Source organism: Vibrio sp. M260121, from assembly GCF_036533715.1.
Taxonomy (GTDB): domain Bacteria; phylum Pseudomonadota; class Gammaproteobacteria; order Enterobacterales; family Vibrionaceae; genus Vibrio.
In genome coordinates this window covers 18,005-42,275 of the sequence record NZ_JATABF010000032.1, presented here as the reverse complement: position 1 = coordinate 42,275, position 24,271 = coordinate 18,005, and the positions used below count along the sequence as shown (strand labels likewise).

Annotated in this window: 20 protein-coding genes; 9 read left to right on the top strand and 11 right to left on the bottom strand. The window is 46.1% G+C overall.

Going from position 1 to position 24,271, the window contains the following annotated elements; translation table 11 throughout:
• Positions 1-99 precede the first annotated feature (99 nt).
• From QTO06_RS16800 to queF, 3 genes are all read right to left on the bottom strand, one after another.
• Complete coding sequence (locus QTO06_RS16800; protein WP_331409017.1) at positions 100-1,665, bottom strand: GGDEF domain-containing protein; 1,566 nt, start codon at positions 1,663-1,665, stop codon at positions 100-102.
• A gap of 98 nt (positions 1,666-1,763) precedes the next feature.
• A complete protein-coding gene (locus QTO06_RS16795) occupies positions 1,764-4,046 on the bottom strand; it encodes a tetratricopeptide repeat protein (RefSeq protein ID WP_331409016.1) in 2,283 nt (760 codons plus the stop codon).
• A 160-nt stretch (positions 4,047-4,206) separates the two neighbouring features.
• Positions 4,207-5,052, bottom strand: coding sequence for an NADPH-dependent 7-cyano-7-deazaguanine reductase QueF (gene queF, locus QTO06_RS16790; protein WP_331409015.1), 846 nt, complete (start codon positions 5,050-5,052; stop codon positions 4,207-4,209).
• 107 nt (positions 5,053-5,159) lie between these two features.
• Between queF and syd the strand changes: the two genes are divergently transcribed.
• The 4 genes from syd to QTO06_RS16770 all read left to right on the top strand — a co-directional run bounded on the left by syd (position 5,160) and on the right by QTO06_RS16770 (position 10,279).
• Complete coding sequence (syd, locus tag QTO06_RS16785; protein WP_331409014.1) at positions 5,160-5,705, top strand: SecY-interacting protein; 546 nt, start codon at positions 5,160-5,162, stop codon at positions 5,703-5,705.
• A 2-nt stretch (positions 5,706-5,707) separates the two neighbouring features.
• Positions 5,708-6,484: a Zn-ribbon-containing protein gene (locus QTO06_RS16780; protein WP_331409013.1), complete on the top strand. Its 777-nt coding sequence runs from the start codon at positions 5,708-5,710 to the stop codon at positions 6,482-6,484.
• 317 nt (positions 6,485-6,801) lie between these two features.
• Positions 6,802-8,997 (top strand): bifunctional metallophosphatase/5'-nucleotidase, encoded by a 2,196-nt coding sequence (locus tag QTO06_RS16775; protein ID WP_331409011.1) that lies wholly within the window; start codon positions 6,802-6,804, stop codon positions 8,995-8,997.
• A gap of 91 nt (positions 8,998-9,088) precedes the next feature.
• Positions 9,089-10,279, top strand: coding sequence for a YibE/F family protein (locus QTO06_RS16770; protein WP_331409010.1), 1,191 nt, complete (start codon positions 9,089-9,091; stop codon positions 10,277-10,279).
• 87 nt (positions 10,280-10,366) lie between these two features.
• Here QTO06_RS16770 and QTO06_RS16765 read toward each other — a convergent pair whose 3' ends face one another.
• From QTO06_RS16765 to metN, 3 genes are read right to left on the bottom strand one after another with little or no spacing between them, the layout of a single operon-like run.
• Entirely contained in the window at positions 10,367-11,176 is an 810-nt protein-coding gene (locus tag QTO06_RS16765; RefSeq protein ID WP_005440125.1) for a MetQ/NlpA family lipoprotein, read from the bottom strand.
• Between the two features lie 32 nt (positions 11,177-11,208).
• Entirely contained in the window at positions 11,209-11,886 is a 678-nt protein-coding gene (locus QTO06_RS16760) for a methionine ABC transporter permease (RefSeq protein ID WP_009705638.1), read from the bottom strand.
• Complete coding sequence (metN, locus tag QTO06_RS16755; RefSeq protein ID WP_331409009.1) at positions 11,876-12,910, bottom strand: methionine ABC transporter ATP-binding protein MetN; 1,035 nt, start codon at positions 12,908-12,910, stop codon at positions 11,876-11,878. The genes QTO06_RS16760 and metN overlap by 11 nt, the downstream gene beginning before the upstream one ends.
• Positions 12,911-13,253: 343 nt before the next feature.
• Here metN and gmhB point away from each other — a divergent pair, with 343 nt between their 5' ends.
• The 4 genes from gmhB (at position 13,254) to treC (ending at position 18,206) form a co-directional block, all read left to right on the top strand.
• Entirely contained in the window at positions 13,254-13,805 is a 552-nt protein-coding gene (gene gmhB / locus QTO06_RS16750) for a D-glycero-beta-D-manno-heptose 1,7-bisphosphate 7-phosphatase (RefSeq protein ID WP_005381961.1), read from the top strand.
• 74 nt (positions 13,806-13,879) lie between these two features.
• The gene (gene treR / locus QTO06_RS16745; protein ID WP_331409008.1) at positions 13,880-14,827 is read left to right on the top strand and encodes a trehalose operon repressor TreR; all 948 of its coding nucleotides are present in this window, start codon (positions 13,880-13,882) and stop codon (positions 14,825-14,827) included.
• Positions 14,828-15,002: 175 nt separating this feature from the next.
• Complete coding sequence (gene treB / locus QTO06_RS16740) at positions 15,003-16,427, top strand: PTS trehalose transporter subunit IIBC (RefSeq protein ID WP_331409007.1); 1,425 nt, start codon at positions 15,003-15,005, stop codon at positions 16,425-16,427.
• Positions 16,428-16,520: 93 nt separating this feature from the next.
• Positions 16,521-18,206: an alpha,alpha-phosphotrehalase gene (gene treC, locus QTO06_RS16735; RefSeq protein WP_331409006.1), complete on the top strand. Its 1,686-nt coding sequence runs from the start codon at positions 16,521-16,523 to the stop codon at positions 18,204-18,206.
• A gap of 78 nt (positions 18,207-18,284) precedes the next feature.
• Here the strand turns inward: treC and QTO06_RS16730 are convergent, their stop codons facing one another.
• Positions 18,285-18,887, bottom strand: coding sequence for a YitT family protein (locus QTO06_RS16730; RefSeq protein ID WP_005447540.1), 603 nt, complete (start codon positions 18,885-18,887; stop codon positions 18,285-18,287).
• A gap of 347 nt (positions 18,888-19,234) precedes the next feature.
• Between QTO06_RS16730 and glyA the strand changes: the two genes are divergently transcribed.
• Positions 19,235-20,485, top strand: a complete 1,251-nt coding sequence (glyA, locus tag QTO06_RS16725) for a serine hydroxymethyltransferase (RefSeq protein ID WP_005440106.1) — start codon at positions 19,235-19,237, stop codon at positions 20,483-20,485.
• A gap of 328 nt (positions 20,486-20,813) precedes the next feature.
• Here the strand turns inward: glyA and lipA are convergent, their stop codons facing one another.
• From lipA to QTO06_RS16705, 4 genes are all read right to left on the bottom strand, one after another.
• Positions 20,814-21,779, bottom strand: a complete 966-nt coding sequence (gene lipA, locus QTO06_RS16720; RefSeq protein ID WP_005438574.1) for a lipoyl synthase — start codon at positions 21,777-21,779, stop codon at positions 20,814-20,816.
• Entirely contained in the window at positions 21,776-22,438 is a 663-nt protein-coding gene (gene lipB, locus QTO06_RS16715; protein ID WP_005438575.1) for a lipoyl(octanoyl) transferase LipB, read from the bottom strand. Before lipB ends, lipA begins: the two co-directional genes overlap by 4 nt.
• A gap of 176 nt (positions 22,439-22,614) precedes the next feature.
• The gene (gene ybeD / locus QTO06_RS16710) at positions 22,615-22,893 is read right to left on the bottom strand and encodes a DUF493 family protein YbeD (RefSeq protein WP_005384135.1); all 279 of its coding nucleotides are present in this window, start codon (positions 22,891-22,893) and stop codon (positions 22,615-22,617) included.
• A gap of 126 nt (positions 22,894-23,019) precedes the next feature.
• Positions 23,020-24,198, bottom strand: coding sequence for a serine hydrolase (locus QTO06_RS16705; protein ID WP_005438576.1), 1,179 nt, complete (start codon positions 24,196-24,198; stop codon positions 23,020-23,022).
• Between the last annotated feature and the right edge of the window lie 73 nt (positions 24,199-24,271).

Here is a 24,271-nt window from a genome sequence, read left to right as displayed (position 1 = left end):
AGGTTGGAAGGGGAGAAATGTGATAACTCGTTGAAATTTTGAGGCAATATGACAAAAGAGAGGGTGAAAGCGGTTCGTTTGGTTGTTTTTTAAACGCTTTTAGGTCCAGTTGACTTGGTTGTTACCGCGCTGTTTGGCATCTTTTAGCATATTACCGAGGCGATCTAGGACGTATTCTGGGTTGTCTGCTTCTCTGAATGAAGTCGAAACGGCGGTCAACGTGATCATGATGTTCTGTTCACGGAATTTAAATGGCAGCTTGCTGATATCACGCTGAATATTTTTCATCAGTTCTAGCGTGTACTCTTCTGATTGTTCTGGGATCAGTAAGATGAACTCTTCACCACCAAAGCGAGCTACGGTTTCTGTATCGGCGATACGCTTATTCATGGTACGAGCGATGATCTTCAGTGCTTTGTCGCCAGCGGTGTAGCCATAGCTGTCATTGACTGCTTTGAAGTTATCAACATCAAACAGCACCACGCGTAGGTTCTGTTGTGAACGGATCCAGCGACGGTATTCCAGTTCCAATCGGTCGTTGAATGCTGCACGGTTGTATACCTTGGTGAGCGGATCAAGCAGCATTCGCTGAGCTTGGTCTTCCAAACGTCGACGATAGTCTTGTGTGCTTTCGAATACGGCTTCCAGTTGATTCTTGCTGTAACTCAAACGCTCCTGAAGGGCTTGTTCACGCTCTTCCGTCATTCTTAAGCGTTCGGTCAGTGACGCCATTTTGGCCAGAAGTGGTGACACTTCCCCTTTCAATTCTTCTAAATCTTGTGCTTGTTCGACCGACTCCTGGCTGCGTTCCACCAAGGAGGTCATCTCAGAGTTTAACTCTTGGCGATGTTCGAAGTAGGTTTGGTGTTGGTCGACGTTCTGATGAACCGTCTTTAGATTGCTAGACAGTGAGGTATTCAACTGCTCCAAGAACTGCTCTGATGATTTGCGCTCGTACTTAGTCGCTTCTACGACCAATTTGAGGGTGTTTAAAGTCAGTTCGATCAGATATTCTGCGTTAACCCCCAACAGCAACTTCGCTCGGATATCCAACAGTTGGTCGCCAGACTCACCTTCGAAATCGAGTTCGGTGATGGTGTGCTGCAAGTCGCTTGCGAGACACTCTAATTGGGATTTATCTGGGCCGTGTTCTAATTCACCAAGGTTAAGGCGAGAATTGGAAGTGATGATCTTGAGCGCGCGCTCGTAGATGCTCAGTAGCTTGGTGGCTTGGTCAACTTTCTTACCTGCATGAACTTCAGAAAAGCTCATCAGATTGCGTAATTCACGTTTTAGCTGCGCAGGCAATCCGGTGATACGTTGAAGCGTTTCACCACTGTGTTTGATTTGTTCGTCGAGATAACCGTTTTGTTTTTCCATCGCCTTGGACTGCTGTTTGAGCATTCTTTCTAGCACTGCTAAGCGAGGGATTAGCGTACTGACATCTTTTTGATGTTCCAGTTCTTGCTGAATTTCGCGCAGGTAGTTGGTTACTTGAGAGTTTGAACCCTGACAAGCAGAAGACAATGATGCCACAACTCGCTTAAGAACTTGCTGCTCACGTTGAAATTTGAGCGAAGTATCACGATGAGTCAGCCTGAGTTGGTCAAGTTGACAACTCAGCTGATGAAGCTGCGACTGAATATCGGATTCCAAGATTCCCATGAAGTGACTACGGTTAAGTCCATGTACTACTGACGATTATTTGATAATAACAAAAAACTTTATAGCGTCATCACTGATCACGCTCAACCGTTGGTTAATTATCCGTTTTTTAATATTTTTTTGATGTCGTCCTCATTCTTGTACGAAGAATGAATTTTAATTAGCCCTTGGTTGATGGCGTGTTGGCACGCAGTCCTTATGTCACCGGTTGCAAAGCTCGCTGCCGGGGCATTATCAATGGCTTTCAAGAACACCCAATGACTGTGTTTATCTTTTAAGCTGACTTCACGCGCAATGTGTGTGGCGAGCAGCAATAGATCGAGCAATTCTTCATCGTTAATTGCCGTGTATGCACGTGGTAAGAATGGGTAGTCACTGATGCCCATTCGGATTATGCGGTTGACGTTGTGCTTGGCCGCGAACTCATCTACCCAGCTTTGGAATTTTTCGAACGTCGCTTCTGCTGATGCGTCACGATCGGCATTTGGCTCGATGTATAGTAAGTTTGCATCGGAGAAATGGTACAAACGTGTCGGCTTCTGAATACGTTCTGCTAGGAACTCACCAAAAGCACGCTCTAGCTCTAAGCCGGCTTTGTAACCATGCTGAACGTACATGCTGCGTAGGAATGGCAGATCGATCATCACGAAGCGCAAACGGTCGTTCAAAGGCTCGTGAATCAATTCACCCATTTGCCACAGCTCGAAGGTGTCGCTCGATTTCTTCAATGAGCGGGACAACTTCACATTCAACATGCGTAGGTTACGCAAGCGAGAGCGGGAATGGGTGAACAGATCATTGCGCAGTTTTTCAATCTCAGCGGTTTGGCGTTGATTGATGACGCCACGGCGCATGATGAACAGGAACATGACCAAGACAGTAATGAACAACGCAAACGAGATTTTTTGGAATTTGCGATGCTCTATTTCGACTTGTGCCAATTTCTCTGCTTGGCCAACGTGATGAATACTTTGCTCGGCAAATTCTTTTTGTTGGCGGAACGCATCTTCACTGATTTGGTTAAGCTGCTTTTGTTCTAGACGCACTAGGCTGGCGTATTTCTTATACGCTTGTAATGACAGTTGGTACTCGCCGGCTTGCTCATAGCCTAGACCCAATAAGCGGTAAGATTGTTGCTTGATAAAGCCAGTATCACCTGGGGCTTTTTCAATTAAATCGAGCGCTCGTTTAGCGTTTTCAATGACGTCTTTACTGTCGTTTTGATGGTACGCCAAGCCAGACTGCAACAAGGCGGCTTTGGCTTCTAGTTGAGGTAGGTCCGCGTACTCCAACAGATCAGTTGAGCGGTCTAGGTATTGTTCTGCTAATGCATAGTTGTAGAGCTGTAGGTAAGTAGCAGCTAGGCTCAGACGAATCTTAATGATGCGGTTGATGTTTTTACTGGTGCTGTCATGGTCCAGTACGTTGAAGTAATGCACCAAAGCCAGATTAAATTTGCCTTGGTAGAAATAGATGTCACCCATCTGCTCTAGCACGTCGGCCAAAATCGGTGAACTTGGGTAGCTGTCGTAATAATCTGCCGCCTGAGAGAGGTATTCAATCGCTTTGTCATACACTCGGCGTTCTTGGAACAAGCGAGCCAACAAGCGATTTACTTTCGCAAGGCGTGCGCCGCTATCGCTCTCAATGGATTGCCAGTAACCGTAGAGCAGCTCAGAAAGAGCAAGGTTGTATTTCTTGTCGTTCAGATAAAACTCGCCAACGGCGGTGTGGTAATCAATCAGAGTCAGATCAGAACGGTTGTCTTCCAGCATGGTCTTCGCTTTTGTGTACAAGCGATCGGCATTAACGCTGTCACCACTGTTGGCTGCTAATAGTGCTCGTTGCATGACCAAACGATAACGAACACTATCGGTGCGTTGTAATACTGGATTGGCTTCTTCAATCTGCTTTTCGATTTGGTCGAGCTTTTCTTCTGCGGCTGCATAGTTTTTGTCGTACATCCAAATCATTTGGTTGCGCATCAGTTGCACATCAAGATTCATGTACGGCAATTGATATTCGTTGGTGAGGCGTTCTGCTTCATCAAGGTTGTTGATGGCAGAGCGAATATTGCCCATTGTGTAGTCGGCTTGCGCGATGATTTTGTGTGCTTCAATCGTACTGCTTGGCGTGCGGATGCTTCGGTCGGTCTCTTCACGAGACATTGAAGAAGGGCTGCCGTTGTCTTGACGTTCTGTCAGTTCGCGTTGCAAAAGGTAGTTTTTGGCCGCTTGCTTTGCCTGTACAGGGTCGATCTCAGCCAGTTGCTGAGCTTCATTAAGCAAAGCGGAAGATAAAATGGTCGCGTGAAGTGGCTGTGCTAACAATAAGCAAAGAAAGCCAATCAGCCTAAATAGACGCGAACTGTCCCAAAACATCCTTTTCGTTCCCTCGAACTGTGTCGTAATTTACGTGTTTTTGAATAAACAATAGTAGAGAAAAACGCCCAGCAATCCAACAGATAGCTGAGCGTTTTTGAGTATTTAAGCAATTAGTTTTTGAGTGAGGAACTCAAGCACTTTTGATTCTCAACTCAGATTACTGGCGCGCCATGCGGTTATTGTGAGCGGGCTTGTCTTGTTCCGTTGAGCGGTAAGGGTTGATATCCAAACCACCACGACGTGTGTAACGAGCAAATACTGTAAGTTTCGTTGGCTGGCAGTACTTCACTAGATCAGTGAAAATACGCTCCACACATTGCTCGTGGAACTCGTTGTGCTCACGGAATGAAACGAGATAACGAAGTAACTTCTCACGATCAAGTTTAGCGCCTTGGTAGCGAATTTCTACGCTGCCCCAGTCTGGCTGGTTGGTGATCAGACAGTTAGATTTCAGTAGATGGCTGTGAAGAATTTCTTCTACTTGCTCATCACCAGCCGCACCTTCAAGCAGTGCAGCGTCAAAATCGTAGCTGGTGATTTCGATGTCTTGATCGTCAATGCATTCACCTTCCATCGTCACGATAGGTTGGTTGGTGTAATGCGTTACTGGGTTTACTTCCACAAGTACTTGCTCACCTGCGCATGCCGATAGGTCTTGCGTCAAACGTTCAGTCACTTCTTCCCAAGTAGCGAAACGCGTTTGGTTGTAGCTGTTTAAGTACAGTTTGAACGACTTAGACTCAATTAAGTTTGCGCTGGTTGCTGGGATGTACACTTCGCCAACCGCCACTTGAGGCAAGCCTTTTTTGTTTAGCCAAGATAGCTCGTACAGCGTCCAAATGTCGTGGCCCATAAACGGCAGGCTGTCGCCAAGTTCAAGGTCATCACGGTTTAGGCTGCGAGGTACTGGTTGCAGCAAGCTCGCGTCGTATTGGTTTGCGTACTCGGTCTTTTTACCCAGAGTCAGGCCAGCAAGCTCTTTAGCGTCAGAATATTTGCTCATACTTTGTGGTCATTTTCGATTAGAATGGCGAGAATTTTACTGAATCCGCTGATTAATTGCCATCCGGCAGATACCGCAACCTGATAAAAACAAACCAGGAGACCTTCATGACCCAAACCGTTCCTCAGGCTCTACATGACTTTAGCCTGCGCTACCAACAAGCTTGGCAAGACAAACACAACGAACTGCCACGCAGTGAAGAGCTTGCTGATCTTGTTTCTCCATGCGTAGAAGAGAAGCGTGATGAGGTCGTTTTGTGGAAATCGGTTCCACGTGAAGAGATGGCAGATTTCACCAACGTTGAGAACGCAATTGAGCTGACGTTGCATGAAGACATTAAGCTTTTCTACGGTTCGCAATACAGCGCGGATATGGACGCGACTTGGCAAGGCAATGAACTGACACTGCTGCAAGTATGGAGTGACGATGACTTTACTCGTCTGCAAGAGAACATTCTTGGCCACCTTGTGACTCAGCGTCGTCTAAAACTAAAGCCGACGGTATTTATTGCAGCGACTGATGCCGAGCTGGATGTGATTTCAATCTGTAACTTAACCGGTAATGTCATTCTTGAGCGCTTGGGTTCTGATAAACGTGACGTACTGGCTGAAACACTGACCGAGTTTCTAAGCAAACTTGAGGCTGCAGTGTAAGCATGTACGTTGTTGAGTTGCAGTTTGAGTGTTTTGATAACACCACCGTAAGCGCCGTAGATAAAGCGATTAATGGTCTGATGGACGCGCTGCGTTACAACGGTCAGGTGCTTGGCCGTGAATTTCCTATCGTAATGGGTGATGGCGAGTTTTATGTTCGCGTCGTTTGCCCAGAGCAAGACAGTTTACACCCTCGCTACCATTCTGATTTCGTCAAAGTGTGCATGAATCGTTTGTCGGAAGCGTCGTTGCTTGCGCCGAAAATGCGCATGCTAGGTCGTGATTTGAATTCAGAAGAAGCGGCGGAAGAAGAAATACCAAGCTGGCAAGTGCTCTACACCACGTACGTTCATACTTGTTCTCCACTGCGCAGCGGTGAGACGCTGTTGCCAATTCCACTTTACCGCAATGGGGCAACACTGAATGGTGACCACAAGGCAGTGGTGAAATGGCAAACCGAATGGCAAGCGTGTGATGAAATCCAAATGGCAGGCGGGTGTCGTGCAGAACACGCGGCATTGCACGAAATTTGTGATGCTGACAGTGTGTTGTTCCGTCGAGGTTGGGATTTGCGAGGCCGTATTGAATACCTCACTAAGATCCCGACGTATTACTACCAATACCGAGTTGGTGGTGAGTCACTTGAAGCGGAAAAAGCGCGCAAGTGTCCAAAGTGTGGTGGTGAGTGGTTACTCGATGAACCGCTGCACGACATCTTCTACTTTAAGTGCGACGATTGCCGAATCGTTTCCAACATCTCTTGGGACCACATCAAGTAGTCTATTTTTTAAAGCTGGCGTCTATGCCAGCTTTTTTCTATCGCGATAAATGGATCGAAGCTGCTTAGTCAAATTGTCTATTATTGATTTTATCAATATATTGATTCAAAAAGCATTTTCACTGACCATTCCTCTCATCCCCTTGATTGTGATCTTTGTTCATTTTTAAAGAAAAATGTAACTCAGTTGCATGGTTTATAAGCATTGAAACGTTTGCTTCTCAAAAATTTCAAATAATATCCATATCCTTTTTGAGGTTTTGGGAAGAGGGCCCCTTCCGAAAATATATATAAAAAAATAATCTGGAAGGAATTGAGATGACTTTATTTAAACGAAGCCTAGTCTACATTGCTGTTGTCGGCTTAATGGCTGGTTGTAACGACGATGACACCAAGTACGTAGAGGTACCATCGGATTACAGCCCTGTAGTCGCAGAAGGTAAAACACTAACCAACACGCCAGATGTGGTTGTGAAAGGTGAAGCAACACAAGCGGATGAAGTAACCATTGCTATCGCCGCAACATCGGATTTACACGGTCGTTTGTTTGGTTTTGACTACGCGTTGAACGCAGAAGACGATGATGCTGGTATTACTCGTGTGGCCACTTTGCTTGCTGACCAAAAAGCGGCACATCCAAACATGATCCTGATTGATATCGGTGATACGGTTCAAGGCAACTCCGCGCAGCTATTCAACGACGATCCAACTCACCCAGTGGTTGAGAGCATGAACTCTCTTGGCTTTGACGTTTGGGTACCAGGCAACCATGAATTCAACTTTGAGCGTTCGTTTGTCGATCGCAACCTCGATCATTTTAATGGTGCGGTACTGTCTTCAAACATCAAATGGGAAAGCAACGATGTGAACTACATTCGCGCGTTCCAAATGTTTGAAGTGGAAGGCGTGAAAGTGGCGATCGTTGGTCTAACGCCATCGAACGTGCCGAACTGGGAGGCATCTGCACCGGATCACTTCAAAGGCTTGAAGTTTGAGAACGAATTGGATGCAACCAAAGAAGCGGTTGATCAACTGGTGTCTGAATACAATCCAGATGTGATTGTTGGTGCGCTTCACCTTGGTCGCCAAGAAGACGGTGGTGTGGGTGTTTACGAAATCGCGTCAGCAATGGCGGATAAATTCGATGTCATCTTAGCGGGTCACGAACACGCGAACTACATCGAACAAGTGAACGCAGACGGCACTGTTACACCAATCAGCAAATCCACATCAGAGATTGGCGGTGAAAATACGCTGATTGAAGATAAAGCGAAGTCTGGCGAATACAACCAAGACAATCGCGCGCAAAGCGTGAAAATCATTGAACCAGGCAAGTGGGGTGCTTACCTAGCGAAAGCTGAAATTCAATTGAAGAAAGTCGATGGTAAGTGGACGATGGAAGACACTACATTGACCAACATTGGCACGAAGAAAGTGGAACAAGAGCAAGCACTGCAAGCGAAATTCCAATACGTGCACGATATCTCGGTTGAAGACGCCACTCGCGAGCTTGGTCGTGTCACGGGCGACTTCACACCAAGCGCAACGGGTTTCCCTGATGAAGCGACTGCGACGGATTACAACTACACGGCAGAACGTTTGTACTCGACGATTCACCTTGCGAAAGTGATTGATACGCCATTAATGGACGTGATTAACCAAATCCAAATGCAGAAAATCGAAGATGCTGTCGGTAAAGGTAATGGTGCGGTAGTGTCTGCTGCGTCGCTATTCTCTGATCAATCTAACCTTATCGATGGTGAAGTGTACACCAAAGGTAAATCGACCAACTTGTACAAGTACGATAACACTTTGCTTGGCGTTGAGATGACAGGTGCGAACCTAAAACGCTTCATTGAGTGGTCATACTCTTACTTCAACCAGTATCAACCGGGTGACATTACGGTGTCGTTTAAGAAAGGCGCGCCAGCTTACCTGTACGATCAATTCGATGGTGACATCGAGTTCACTGTGGATTTAAGTAAACCGTCTCTAGAGTTGGATGAAAACAACATGGTGACAAATGAAGGTAGCCGCGTAAACATCACCAGCATTGGTGGCGAGCAGTTCGATCCAAACGCAACTTACAAAGTAGCGATGAACAGCTACCGCTTTGGTTCGCAAATCCAGAAGTTTGGTTGGGCTAGCAAAGACGACGTGTTCTATGACTCAGTGAATGAACAAGTCTACGCAATTCGCGACATGCTGACGGCGTATGTTGAAGAGAACAAAGGTATCAACGTGGCTGATTTCAGTGGCAGCGTGGGTAACTGGTCATTCACTCAATACCTACCAAGCGGTGACATTACGACACTGCGTGAGGGCGAAGGCAAAGTGCTTTGGGAGCAATTGAAGAACATGGAAATCTGTGTCTCGATTGACTTGGAAAACCCGAAATACCCAGCGATTGTTAAGTCTGTGAACATCAATGATTCGTCTAGCTACTTTGTTAACCCTAACAAAGACGCGGCGACCCTTGATGAGAAAGTCGCAGGTTGTAACCCAACTCATTAATCCTGCATGTGGGCGCGGTAATCTTTACCGCGCCTAATTTTACTCACCAGAGACAAAGCCTGTTTAAGTGAGTGATGTAGAAGAGTGCTTCATGATCAAAAGAATCTATAACCGATGGGGTTTCACCCTACTGATTACCATTATCTCCACGCTTATCTTTCAGTTTTCTTCTTCGTGGAGTGAAGATTTCCGTCCTAAATCTCGTCAGCAACAAGAGTTTGTTGAAGCGACTGTCACGCGTTCTATCTCAAACCATGTTGCGCCAGATCCGCTCGTGCCAGATGTGATGACAGGCAAACAAGTCTTCATGGCAAAAATCCTTGAGGGAGAGAGCGAAGGCTTAGAGGTGGAAGTCACCAACCCTCTTAGTCGTCAGCACAACGTGTATGTCAGTGAGGGCGATACTTTCATTATGATGATCCGCGAAACCACCAATGGCACCGTTTATTGGGCGTATAACCACAAACGATCAGACGCTATTTACCTGATGCTTGCACTGTTTTGCGCGCTGTTGTTGAGCTTTGGCAAGAAAGAGGGCATCAACTCAATGGTCGCGCTCTATTTTACAGCGGCCTTGATCGTTGGCGTGTTAGTGCCGAGTATTTTTGCGGGTTGGAATCCGATGTTGGTCAGCATCTTATTGATGGTGGTGATCATCGTGGTCAGCTTTATTCTCGTTTCTGGCTATAACCGTAAGAGTTTATGTGCCATGGGCGGCACACTATTGGGTGTGATTGCTGCGGGTGTCATGGCGCAGTGGTTTGGTGAAATGGCACACTTGTCGGGCATTTACCTCGACAAAGGCGAAGACGTGATTTACCTAACGTCGGTGCAGATGGGCATTCGTTGGTTGATGTTCGTGACGATTGTCGTTGCGGCACTTGGCGCTGTTATGGACGTTGCGATTTCGATTGCATCTGCGTACGCGGAGCTGCAACAAACCGACCCGAAACTCAAACCAAAGCAGTTGGTTAGAGCGTCGATGAACATTGGTCGAGACATCATGGGTACCATGACTAACACCTTGATCTTGGCGTTTGCTGGTGGCTCATTGACGACCATCATGATGGTGTGGGGACTTAACATGCCAGCAAGCCAGTTTATGAACATGCCGTTGGTAGGACTCGCCGTGGTGAATGCGTTAGCGGGCAGTGTAGGCATTGTGCTTACTATCCCTTTTACTGCGTTTTTAGCGCCTTATGTGTTTAAACATCCTCAAGTGGATTCGCAGCCAGAGCAGGAGCAAAAGAAGGTTGAGCAAGACGAAGTTCAGCTGTTCTAGCAATATAAAGTCACAATGAAAACAAATGCAAAAAGGGCGCTCTGATGAGCGCCCTTTTTAAGTTTCAAGTGTTGTAGAAAGAGGGGATTACCAACCTTTAACTACGCCACCTTTGAAGATGTCTTTCGCTGCTTCGTAAACTTCATCAGTTTGGTATGCTTTCACGAAGTTTTGTACGTTAGCTGCTTGAACGTTGTCTTCACGAGCAACGATTAGGTTTACGTATGGAGACTCTTTGTCTTCTACGAAGATACCGTCACGCTCAGGTGTTAGGTCGATTGAGCTTGCGTAAGTTGTGTTGATGATAGAAACCGCTACGTCATCAAGAGAACGTGGAAGTTGTGCTGCATCTAGCTCCACGATAGTGATGTTTTTCGGGTTACCAACGATGTCACGTACTGTTGCTTGTAGACCAACGCCATCACGCAGTTCGATCAGACCTTGTTGCTCAAGCAGTAGAAGAGAACGACCAAGGTTGGTTGGATCGTTTGGTACTGCGATACGAGCACCATCTTCGATCTCATCCACTGATTTTACTTGCTTAGAGTAACCAGCAATTGGGTATACGAAAGAATTACCAGCCGTTACTAGCTTGTAGCCACGGTCAGTTACTTGCTGGTCTAGGTATGGCTTGTGTTGGAACGCGTTTGCGTCGATTGAGCCATCATCTAGCGCTGCGTTTGGTGTTACGTAATCAGTAAAGGTAACAAGCTCAACGTCCAGGTTGTATTTCTCTTTAGCAACTTTTGCTGCAACTTCAGCAACTTGTGCCTCCGCACCTGCCATCACGCCAACTTTTACTTTGTTCACGTCAACTTCTTTTTCGCCACAACCAGCAAGAACCAGTGCAGAAGCGGCAGTTGCAACAGTCAAAAGACTCTTAAGGCTAAATTTCATCTTTATCTCCTTATAATTGATATTTTCAATTCTTATCTGTGGTCTACGCGGCGTACGATTGCATCACCGATAGACTGAATAATTTGTACTAGAACAATCAGCATCACGACAGTTACGGCCATGATGACAACATCATAACGGTGGAAGCCATAACGGATGGCTACGTCACCAAGACCGCCGCCGCCTACTGTTCCTGCCATTGCTGAATAGCTTACTAGTGTTACTAGGGTAATCGTCACTGAGTTAACAATAGTCGGCATTGCTTCAGGAAGCAGAACTTTTGTGATGATTTGTGTTGGTGTCGCACCCATAGATTGCGCAGCTTCAACCAAACCTGATGGAACTTCCAGTAGTGCGCCTTCAATTAGACGCGCCACAAATGGGATTGCACCTATGGTCAAAGGTACGATTGCTGCTGTTGTACCGATAAAAGTACCAACCAACAGTTTGGTTACTGGGATAATTGCAACCATCAATACTAGGAAAGGAACTGAACGACCCACGTTGACGATCGCGCCAAGAATGCCGTTGAGTTTGGTGTTTTCCAGTAGGCCACCTTTTTTAGTGGTATGCAGAATCACACCAAGAGGAATGCCAACCGCGAAACCAACGATGCCCGCAACCGCCACCATGTAGAAGGTTTCCCACGTTGCGCCCAAAAGTAGGTTGCTGTTTAAGCTCAGCCATTCAGAAATCGTATTAAAGGACATAGCCAAGTACCTCTACTTTCACGTTGTGCTCACGCAGGAATTCAATCGCTGCGTTATCGTCTTCTTCACTACCAAACAGTTCCGCGACCATCATGCCGAACTTCACGCCGCCGGCGTAATCGAGATCAGAACTTAGGATGCTCACGTCGATGTTGTACTTACGAGCGATTTGTGTCATCAGAGGGGCATCCACAGTTGCGCCAGTAAACTCTAGGCGAACCAATGGGTAGCTGCTTTCTACGCGCGTAGTTTGTAAGCGTGCTTGGTAATCTTCTGGGATAGAAAGATCCAAAGTAGAGCGAATGAACTCGTGCGCCAGTGCAGTCTTCGGATGCGCGAAGATTTCACCAACGGTGCCTTTTTCCACTAGTTCACCATCACCGATGATCGCCACTTCGTGACAGATGCTCTTAACCACTTCCATTTCGTGAGTGATCAGTAGAATGGTGATTTCTAGCTTGCGGTTGATTTCTTTTAGTAGTTCTAAGATGGATTGAGTCGTTGCTGGATCCAGTGCACTGGTTGCTTCGTCACACAGCAAAACGCTAGGGTCTGATGCCAGTGCACGTGCAATCGCTACGCGTTGCTTTTGACCACCACTTAGGTTTGCTGGGTAGCTTTCATGCTTGTCTGAAAGACCAACGAGTTTAAGTAGCTCAGTCACTTTTGTTGTTATTTGCGCTTTGTCTTTGCCTGCTAGCTCAAGAGGGAGTGCGACATTGTCGAAAACGGTGCGAGACGACAGCAGGTTAAAGTGTTGGAAGATCATCCCGATGTTACGGCGAGTTTCTCCCAATTGCTTTTTGCTTAACTTGGTTAGATCAACGCCATCTACGATGATGGAACCCGATGTCGGGGCTTCCAGCATGTTCACACAACGGATCAGGGTACTTTTACCCGCGCCCGATGAGCCGATAACACCAAAGATGGTGCCCTTCGCGATATCTAGATTAATGTCCTTAAGGGCAAGAATTTCCTTACTGCCTTGGTAGAACACTTTATTGACGTCTTTTATTTCTATCATGTTTCAACCTGCACAGAGATACTGGGAACTTCGCTGTTAAAAACGGCTTTTAACAGGAGTAAATTTTGAACTCTATCTCAATTCTCAGTTGATGCTATGGGTTAAGCAGTAGTAAGTCAATAGATATTTTTACGTCTAGACGTCTAAATGTATGGATGTTCTGTTGGGAAAATAAAACAGAGGATGTTTGGCGGAAAGGAATATAAAAGAGGGATATTCAAGATTTACCGATTCTCGGGCGACAAATCAACTGTTTTGTCGCTCACTCACGCCAATTAGATAGTGTGAGTGCTTATAAGGTATGTAATAATCTGATGAAACCGAGTAAATAGAGAAATACGTTTTGGCAAAACCTGCTGTTTTTATCGATCGTGACGGCGTGATCAACGTTGACCACGGCTACGTTCATGACGAACATGATTTTGAGTACATTGACGGTGTCTTTGAAGCGACAAAAGCGCTGAAAGATAAAGGCTACCTGTTGGTGCTTGTGACCAATCAATCTGGCATTGCACGTGGTAAATTCAGCGAAGACCGTTTCTTATCTCTGACTCAGTGGATGGACTGGAATTTCGCTGACAATGGCGTTGAGTTCGACGGCATCTATTACTGCCCACACCATCCAGAACATGGCATTGGTGAGTACAAGCAAGATTGTGAGTGCCGTAAGCCAAAGCCAGGCATGTTTATTTCTGCACGTGACTTCTTGAAGATCGACATGGAGAAATCTGTGATGATCGGCGACAAAGCCGAAGACATGATGGCAGCAGAAGCAGCAGGCGTTGGCACTAAGATTTTGGTTCGCACTGGTAAGCCAGTAACAGAACAAGGCGAAGCCATTGCAACAGTAGTATTGGATAGCATTGCAGATGTGCCTGCTTACCTAAACAAGTAATCGCCATTACTGACTGAGATAAGGGAAGCCGCTGCTTCCCTTTTGTTTGATTCCTTCTTTTAGTCTGAACACTTATGAGCAAAAAACTCACCATTCTTGATATCGCGAAATTGGCTGGCGTGGGCAAGTCGACGGTCAGCCGTGTGCTTACCAATGATCCCAAGGTAAAACCGCAAACGCGTGAGAAGGTAGAGCAAATCATTCGTGAATCAGGCTACGTCCCATCAAAGTCGGCGCAGTCGATGCGTGGTGGCAGTCAAAAGGTGATCGGCGTGATCATCTCTCGTTTGGATTCACCATCAGAAAACCGCGCTGTTGGGACCATGCTCAACGCTTTGTACTCAGCTGGGTACGATGTCGTGATCATGGAGAGCCAGTTCGATCGCGATAAAACCAATGAGCATTTGGATGTGCTTAAACGTCGTAATGTCGATGGAGTGATCGTGTTTGGCTTTACTGGATGTGATGAGCAAGCTTTGGCGGAGTGGGGCAATCGCATTGTCGTGATCGCGATGGACACGCAAATGGTTTCCTCGATCAATTACGACAACCATGGCGTTATCGATATGGCGCTCTCTCACCTGGAACAACAATCTATTTCTCGTATTGCCTACATTGGTGTTGATCCAGAAGATCGCACCACAGGTCTTGCACGCCTTAATGCTTACCAATCTTGGTGTGAGAAAAAGCGCATCGAGCCTTGCTTTCAAACTGGCAAGCTCAACCACGAAAGTGCTTATCAGTTGGTGGATCAAGTCCTTCAATCCGATACACAAGCCATCGCTTGTGCCAGTGACACTATCGCTCTCGGTGTAATTAAACGTCTGCAAGAAGTGGGACGTGAAGACGTGGTGGTTACCGGTGTCGGTGGTAACGAATTACTTTCTTTTCTCTTTCCTAATGTCTTCAGCGTGGATCCAGGCTACTCTCATGCTGGTGAAAAAGCCGCTAACATGCTGATTAATCAATTAAATGGTGATGAGTCTGTGGTGCATTTTACCCAGCAGCCTATCCGTCATTAATCCACCCTTCGATGATCTGCTCTAAAATTATACTGTGATCATTCTCAATTAATGGGACTGTTCCCATTTTGTTTTTGAATGCGAAATGGCACTATTAAAATCATCAGATGGGAATGTTCCCATTATAAAAATAAAACGATGAATTGAATGTATCCAATACAGGGTGGACAAAGTTATGAGTAAGATTGCGCGTCAAGATGTACAGCGTCTTATTGAGCTGGTCGGGGGATCGGACAATATTGCCAGTGTAAGCCACTGCTTAACTCGCTTGCGTTTCGTGTTGAATGACACTGACAAAGCCGATACAAAACAGTTAGATGCACTGCCTATGGTGAAGGGCTGCTTTACCAATGCCGGTCAATTTCAGGTCGTTATCGGCACTGAAGTTGATGAGGTTTACAAAGTACTGATCGAGCTTAGCGGCAAAAGTGAATCGAGCAAAGATGAATCTAAGAACGCTGCTCGTCAAAATATGAACATCGTTGAGCGTGGTATTTCCCACCTTGCTGAAATCTTTGTACCACTGCTACCAGCGATCATCACCGGTGGTTTGATTCTTGGTTTCCGTAACGTGATTGGCGACATCAAGATGTTTGATGGTCAAACGCTAACGGAAATCAGCCAGTTTTGGGCAACGGTACACTCTTTCTTATGGCTGATTGGTGAGGCAATCTTCTTCTTCCTACCGGTTGGCGTGTGTTGGTCGACAGTGAAAAAACTCGGTGGTACTCCGATTTTGGGTATCACACTGGGTGTCACGCTGGTTTCGCCACAGTTAATGAACGCCTACCTAATTGGTAAGCAAGTGCCGGAAGTATGGGACTTTGGCTTATTTGCCATCGAGAAAGTGGGCTACCAAGCACAAGTGATTCCGGCAATGCTTGCTGGTATAGCACTGGCGTTTATTGAAACCAACTTAAAACGCATCATTCCTTCTTACCTCTACCTAGTGGTCGTGCCGTTTGTCTCTATCATCGTGTCTGTGATTCTTGCGCACTCTATCATTGGTCCATTTGGTCGTATGTTGGGGGACGGCGTTGCTTTCGCAGCAAAAGCAGCCATGACGGGTGACTTCGCAATGATTGGCTCAACCATCTTCGGTTTCCTATATGCGCCATTGGTAATTACCGGTATTCACCACACCACCAACGCGGTTGATCTTCAACTGATGCAAGAGCTAGGTGGCACGCCAATTTGGCCTTTGATTGCACTTTCAAATATTGCTCAAGCGTCTGCAGTAGTCGGCATCATTATCATCAGTAAAAAACACGGTGAGCGTGATATCTCGGTGCCTGCGGCTATCTCTGCTTACCTTGGTGTGACTGAGCCAGCGATGTACGGCATCAACTTGAAATACAAATTCCCAATGCTGAGCGCGATGATCGGTAGTGCGATTGCCGCTGCTATCTGTGGTAGTGCAGGTGTGATGGCGAACGGCATCGGTGTGGGCGGTTTGCCGGGCATCTTGTCTATCCAACCGCAGTTCTGGGGCGTATTTGCTCTGGCGATGTTGGTGGCGATTGTCGTCCCAGTCGCGCTGACGCTTGTGTTGTATAAGCGCGCACAGATGAAAGGCGAGTTAGAAACCGCTAACGCGTAATTCAAACTGAGGCAGTGATTTGGCTGCCTCGTTTATCTCCTCTATTTTTTTAAGATTTTTAAGTTTCCGTTTAATGGTAAGTGAGCGTTAGAAATGGCAATGACCAAGCATGATGAGAGCTGGTGGAAAACCGCAACCATCTACCAAATTTACCCAAAAAGCTTTTGTGACAGTGGAAGTAAAGGCACGGGCGATATCAAAGGGATCATTTCTAAGCTGGATTATCTAAAACACCTTGGTGTGGATGCGATTTGGCTGACGCCGGTTTATCAATCACCAATGATCGACAACGGTTATGACATTTCCGATTACTATGCGATCAACCCAGATTTCGGCACCATGCAAGATTTCGATACCCTGTTGGCTGAGGCTCACCAGCTGGGTATTCGAATCATCATGGATATCGTGGTGAATCATACTTCGACAGAACACAAGTGGTTCCAATCAGCACTGGGTGATAAAAACAGCCCGTACCGTGATTACTACATCTGGAAAGATCCGGTAGATGGTGCAGAGCCAAACAACTGGCAATCTAAGTTTGGTGGCAACGCTTGGGCGCTGGATGAAAAAACGGGTCAGTACTATTTGCACCTTTTTGCTAAAGAGCAAGCGGACCTAAACTGGGAAAACCCGGTAGTGCGTGAAGAAGTGAAAGAAGTCATCAGCTTTTGGGCAGAAAAAGGTGTCGATGGCTTCCGTCTTGACGTTATCAACCTGATTTCCAAGCAACAAGACTTCCCAAGTGACGATATTGGTGATGGTCGCCGTTTCTACACGGATGGACCACGTGTGCACGAATACCTTCAAGAGATCAGTGAAGCCGTGTTCCAAAAATATGGCAGCGTGACGGTGGGTGAAATGTCGTCCACCACGCTAGAGCATTGTCAGCAGTATTCAGCGCAAGATGGCAAAGAGCTGTCAATGGTGTTCAATTTCCACCATCTTAAAGTCGATTACCCGAATGGTGATAAGTGGACGAAAGCGCCGTTTGATTTCATCCAACTAAAACAGATCTTCAACCATTGGCAAACTGGCTTAAATGGCAAAGGGTGGGGCGCGCTATTTTGGTGTAACCACGACCAACCACGCGTTGTGAGCCGATTAGGTAACGACGAACAATACCGTGTTGAATCTGCCAAAATGCTTGCGGCATCGGTACACATGATGCAAGGCACACCTTATGTTTATCAAGGTGAAGAGATCGGCATGACCAACCCGGGCTACACCGAAATCAGCCAATATCGCGATGTTGAAAGCACGAACATGTACGAAATCATGGTTAATCGCGATGGTGTATCTCACGACGATATGATGGCGATTTTGGCGCAGAAGTCGCGTGATAATTCACGTACCCCAATGCAATGGAACAGCGCGAAACATGCGGGTTTTACTGAAGGCACGCCGTGGCTAGAGGTGGCTCAGAACTATTCTGCAATCAACGCGGAAGCCGCGATTGCTGATTTGAACTCGGTGTTCTACTTCTACAAACGTCTGATTGAACTGCGTAAACAGGTTCAAGTAATCACTGATGGTCGTTACGAGGACTTTCTGCCAGAGCACAAACGTATTTTTGCTTACGCACGTCAGAACGATAAGCAAACGCTGCTATGTATCAACAACTACTACGGTGAAGAAGTGGAGTGCGTACTACCAGATCGTTTTGATATGAGTAAAGCCAAGAACCTGCTTTCCAACTATCAAAATGCGACCAGCGCGATTGCTTCTAGTCATCAGGTATTGCGTCCTTACGAAACTCGCATCTTGCTGATTGAAGAGTAAAAATTAAGCTTCCCCTAAGGATTTCGGTCCTAAACAAAAGGCTTTGGAGTGCTCCCCAAAGCCTTTTATTTTTTCATCCTATGACCCGTAGCTTACAGAATAACGATGTGGTTTGTGATTCATTGCAAGTACAAGGTTCAGTGCGAAGGCGCCAAGAATCGATAAGCCGATCACCCAAGGTGTGACGAAGAAGAAAGACGCAAACAAGATACACGCGTCGATCGCCATCTGAGATTTCCCGACCGAAATACCGAATTTGTCCTGAATGAACAAGCACAGCACGTTGAAGCCACCCAAGCTTGAACGATGACGGAATAGGATCAACATACCCAAGCCCATCAGCAAGCCACCCGCTACCGCGCAGTAAATTTCGTTGATTGATTCCAATGAAATCAGTAAATACAGGTGATCAGCAAAGATAGAGACCAAAGCGCCAGAAATTGCACTATTAATCGCAAAATGACGGCCGAAGCGTTTCCATGCTAGCAAGTAAAAAGGGCAGTTGGCTAAAAAGTACAGCACACCAAACGTAAAAGGTGTAAATTGGCTAATAAGCAGAGCCAATCCTGTGGTGCCTCCGGTTAAGAGGTTCGCGGATTGGAGAAAGAAAACGCCTTGAGCGACCAAAAAGGTCCCCGTAAGAATTGCCATCCAGTCTTCTTTTCTTGAGTGTTTTTCCATCTAATATGCAGTCGTTGATGATAAATCGGGCATGCATAGTAGTAAAAAGATGATCTTTTCGGTAGCTAGAGGGTAAAATTTACGGTAAACCTATGTAATTGTTGTTTTACAGGGTGTAAAGCACAAATTTGACAGTCAGTGGTTCATGGTCAAACGATTGCGATATCGTCATGATAGTTCTTACTTGTCATCATGAAAAAACTGCATGAGAAAAATTACAAATTTCTCTTTATGACCTAGATCAAATTATGTAAAATGCGCGCCATTAGCTCGACGTAAACGTTTGCGTTAGGTCGTTATTCAGTTTTTTTGCAACTTTCAGTACCAATCTGAGTCAGGAGATACAGATGCTTAAGCGTGATATGAACATCGCAGATTACGATGCGGAACTGTTCGCAGCTATCCAGGAAGAGACTCTTCGCCAGGAAGAACACATTGAACTTATCGCTTCTGAAAACTACACAAGTCCACGTGTAATGGAAGCTCAAGGTTCTCAGCTAACGAACAAATACGCTGAAGGCTACCCAGGCAAGCGTTACTACGGCGGTTGTGAGTACGTAGATAAAGCTGAAGCACTAGCAATCGATCGTGCATGCCAACTATTTGGTTGTGAGTACGCGAACGTACAGCCTCACTCAGGTTCTCAAGCAAACAGCGCAGTTTACATGGCGCTTCTAAACCCAGGCGACACAGTTCTTGGTATGAGCCTAGCGCACGGTGGTCACCTAACTCACGGTTCACCAGTAAACTTCTCTGGTAAGCACTACAACGTTATTCCTTACGGTATCGACGAAGCAGGTCAAATCAACTACGACGAGATGGAACAGCTAGCGCTTGAGCACAAGCCTAAGATGATCATCGGTGGTTTTTCTGCTTACTCGCAAATCGTTGATTGGAAACGCATGCGTGAAATCGCAGACAAAGTTGATGCTTACCTATTCGTAGACATGGCGCACGTTGCTGGTCTAATCGCAGCAGGCGAGTACCCAACACCAGTTCCACACGCTCACGTAGTAACAACGACTACACACAAAACGCTAGCGGGTCCTCGTGGCGGTCTTATCCTTTCTAATGAAGGTGAAGAGCTGTACAAGAAGCTGAACTCAGCAGTATTCCCGGGCGGTCAAGGTGGTCCTCTAATGCACGTTATCGCTGGTAAAGCTGTGGCGTTCAAAGAAGCGATGGAGCCTGAATTCAAAGCTTACCAAGCTAACGTAGTGAAAAACGCGAAAGCAATGGTTGGTCAATTCCAAGAGCGTGGCTACAAGATCGTATCTAACGGTACTGAGAACCACCTATTCCTAGTTGACCTAATCGACAAAGACATCACTGGTAAAGATGCAGATGCAGCACTAGGTGCAGCAAACATCACAGTAAACAAGAACTCTGTTCCAAACGACCCACGCAGCCCATTCGTAACGTCTGGTATCCGTGTTGGTACGCCAGCAATTACTCGTCGCGGCTTCACTGAAGATGACGCGAAAGAGCTAGCAAACTGGATGTGTGACGTTCTAGATAACATCGGCAACGAAGAAGTTATCGAAGCAACAAAACAGAAAGTTCTAGAGATTTGTAAGCGTCTACCAGTTTACGCGTAACCTTCTTCATAGACTGAGCCGATTTCGTTGTCGAACATACTCATTTGCTAGAAGCAAACTCCGTGTGTTCTCCTAGAACTCGACCCATCTATTTCGAAAGTTCACCCAATTTAAAGGTCCTCATTTGAGGGCCTTTTTGTTTTTCTAGCGTATGGAAGTATCAGCTCAGAGTACGTTGAAAGCAGATTCCTGATATCGCTTAGGCTCTGAATGACGCGCTATTAGTTTAAGGTTATAGGTTCGTTATCCGAATGGCAGTGGTTTAGATTCAGCAGATACAAGAAAGGTTGGCATTGAGCCAACCTTTCTTTTCAAAACAAGCGAGTGCTTATTTAATCTCAATACCTTGAGCCTGCATATCGGCATGGTAAGAAGAGCGAACAAATGGACCACACGCCGCGTGGGTGAAGCCGAGTTCTAGTGCGATTTCTTTTAGCTCGTCAAACTCTGAAGGTGGAACGTAACGTTCTACTGGCAAGTGGTGACGGCTTGGCGCTAGGTACTGACCAAGAGTCAGCATAGTTACGCCATGTGCACGAAGGTCTTTCAGTACTTCGACGATCTCTTCTTTGGTTTCACCAAGGCCCATCATTAGACCTGATTTCGTCGGTACATTTGGATGCTGCTCTTTGAATTTTTGCAGCAATTGTAGTGACCATTTGTAGTTCGCGCCTGGGCGAGCTTTACGATACAGACGAGGTGCCGTTTCTAGGTTGTGGTTGAAGACATCTGGCGGGTTGTCTTTCATAAGATCAAGTGCCACATCCATACGACCACGGAAGTCAGGAACCAGCGTTTCAATCTTGATGTGCGGGTTCAGTTCGCGGATTTCGCGGTTACAGTTAGCAAAGTGCTCCGCACCGCCGTCACGCAAATCATCACGGTCAACAGAAGTGATTACTACGTACTTCAACTTCATGTCTGCGATGGTTTTCGCTAGTTTCTTCGGCTCTTCAGCTTCAACAGCAAGCGGACGGCCATGGGCAACGTCACAGAATGGACAGCGGCGGGTACAGATCGCGCCTAGGATCATGAAAGTAGCCGTACCGTGGTTAAAACATTCAGCTAGGTTAGGGCAAGACGCTTCTTCACATACTGAGTGAAGGTTGTTCTTACGCATTGCTGATTTGATGTCTTGAATACGTTGGCTGTCGGCTGGTAGCTTGATTTTCATCCAATCAGGCTTACGTAGCACTTCTTTCTGCTCTGTAGGCATGTTCTTTACGGGAATCAATGCCATCTTGTCGGCGTCGCGGTATTTAACGCCTTTTTCCATCTGGATTGGTTTGCTCATGCTTTGTTACCTTGAGAAGGTGCTTCTGTGCTGAATTCTACTTGCTCGTAATCAAGCAAAGTAACGAGTTCTTGTATTAGTTGTTTTTCCACGGCTTCGATGTCTTCTGGCCCACCAACTTGGCTAACCTGAACCATCTCCATTCCTTCATAGCCACATGGGTTTATACGTAAAAACGGACCTAAGTCCATATTGACGTTCAACGCTAGACCATGGAATGAGCACCCTTTTCGAATGCGAAGTCCGAGAGAACATATTTTTTTACCGTCGACATAAACGCCTGGGGCGTCAGGTCGCGCAGCAGAATCGATATTGTATGCCTTAAGAGTGTTAATAACGAGGTTCTCGATGTGCGTAACGAGATCTCGCACTCCTAATTTCTTGCGACGTAGGTTGATCAAGAAGTACGCGACTAATTGACCTGGGCCATGATAAGTCACCTGACCACCACGATCGCTTTGAACGACAGGAATATCACCCGTATTAATCAGGTGCTCGGCTTTACCCGCCTGACCTTGCGTGAATACTGGGTTGTGTTCTACCAACCAAACTTCATCAGGCGTGTCGTCTGTGCGCTGGTCAGTGAACTCATGCATCGCCTTCCATACAGGCTCATAATCTTGGCGTCCAAGTCGTTTCACAACAAGTTGGTGTTGCATGGGAATTCCTGTCGCTAATAAATAAAGTTTTTGGATTATAAACCGGATGAACCCGATGCTCTACAGCTGAGTAACAGATTTTTAACTGAAAGATATGTTAGCTTGCATTATCTATATGATAAATAAAAAGAAAGCAGCCGAAGCTGCTTTCAAAAAAAATTTAATTTGTCAAAAAATTATAGAACCATGCGTACGATGTCGATTTCACCCAGTTCTTTGTAAAGGGTTTCAACCTGCTCGATAGACGTTGCAGTGATGTTGATAGACACCGAGTGGTAGTTGCCCTTAGCACTTGGTTTTACAGTTGGGCTGTAGTCACCTGGAGCATGGCGCTGGATAACTTCTAGAACTAGCTCTGGAAGCTCAGGCTTTGCATGACCCATTACCTTGTATGTAAATGAACAAGGGAACTCAAGCAGGTCTTTCAATTTTGCATCAGAGTTGATGGTTAGCATATCGGTAACTCCAGTTGGTATTCGTTGCGGTGCGAAATAGTACAGTCAAATTAGGGTGAACTCAAGATTAACAAAGCCGCCCTAGTTGGCGGCTTTGCAGACTTGTTTGTTGGTCAGAAGCGACTGTTAGAAGAAGCTCTTAAACAACAATACGATGTAGTCCCACATGCGGCTAAATAGGCTGCCTTGGTCTACTGTTTCCAGTGCCATTAGTGGGTACTCAGCAATATCTTCACCATCAATCTGATAGTATAGCTTACCAACTACATCACCTTTCTTAATTGGGGCTTCTAGCTCTTTTTCAAGTACGAAGCTTGCTTTAAGGTTCTTCGCTTCGCCGCGAGGCAGCGTCACGTATGTATCTTGGTCAAGACCCAGTGCTACTGTGTCTTTGTTACCCATCCATACTTTTTCTTCTACGAAGGTTTCACCCGCTTTGTGTGGTGCCACTGTTTCGAAGAAGCGGAAACCGTAGCTCAGTAGCTTTTTGCTTTCTGATTTACGTGCGTTTGCATCTTTTGTACCCATTACAACAGCAACCAGACGCATCTGACCTTCTGTTGCAGAACTTACTAGGCTGTAACCTGCATTGCTCGTGTGACCCGTTTTGATACCGTCAACGTTCATGCTCTTATCCCACAGTAGACCGTTACGGTTGTACTGAGTGATGCCGTTGTAAGTGAATTTCTTATCAGAGTAGATACGGTACTCGTCTGGCACGTCACGGATCAGTGCTTTACCAAGTAGCGCCATATCGTAAGGCGTTGAGTATAGGTTCGGGTTGTCTAGACCGTGAACGTTTGCGAAGTGCGTGTTCTTCATGCCTAGTGTGTTTGCCCATGCGTTCATTAGATCAACGAATGCGTCTTCTGAGCCAGCAATGTGTTCTGCCATTGCTACACAAGCATCGTTACCCGATTGGATGATGATGCCGCGGTTTAGGTCGTGAACCTTAACCGTTGTGCCTACTTCGATGAACATTTTTGAAGAATCAGGGAAGTTTTTCGCCCAAGCATTCTTGCTGATGGTCACATCATCGTCTTCTGAAATATTACCACGCGCTAGCTCTTGGCCAATTACGTAGCTGGTCATCATTTTTGTCAGACTAGCAGGAGACAATTTTGTGTTCATCTCTTTCTCAGCCAGAACTTTACCTGAGTTGTAATCCATAAGGACATAGCCTTTAGCTGCGATCTGAGGCGCATCTGGGACAACAACTGGTGAAGCAAAAGCAGATTGAGCGATGGTTGCAGATAGGGCAACCGAAGAAACGAGAATAGATTTCACAAACTTATTTTTATTCATGGTAATTCAAATTTTTTGGTTAACTGTCGACATCTTACCAGAATCCCCACTTATGTAAGAGGGGCTCTGCATA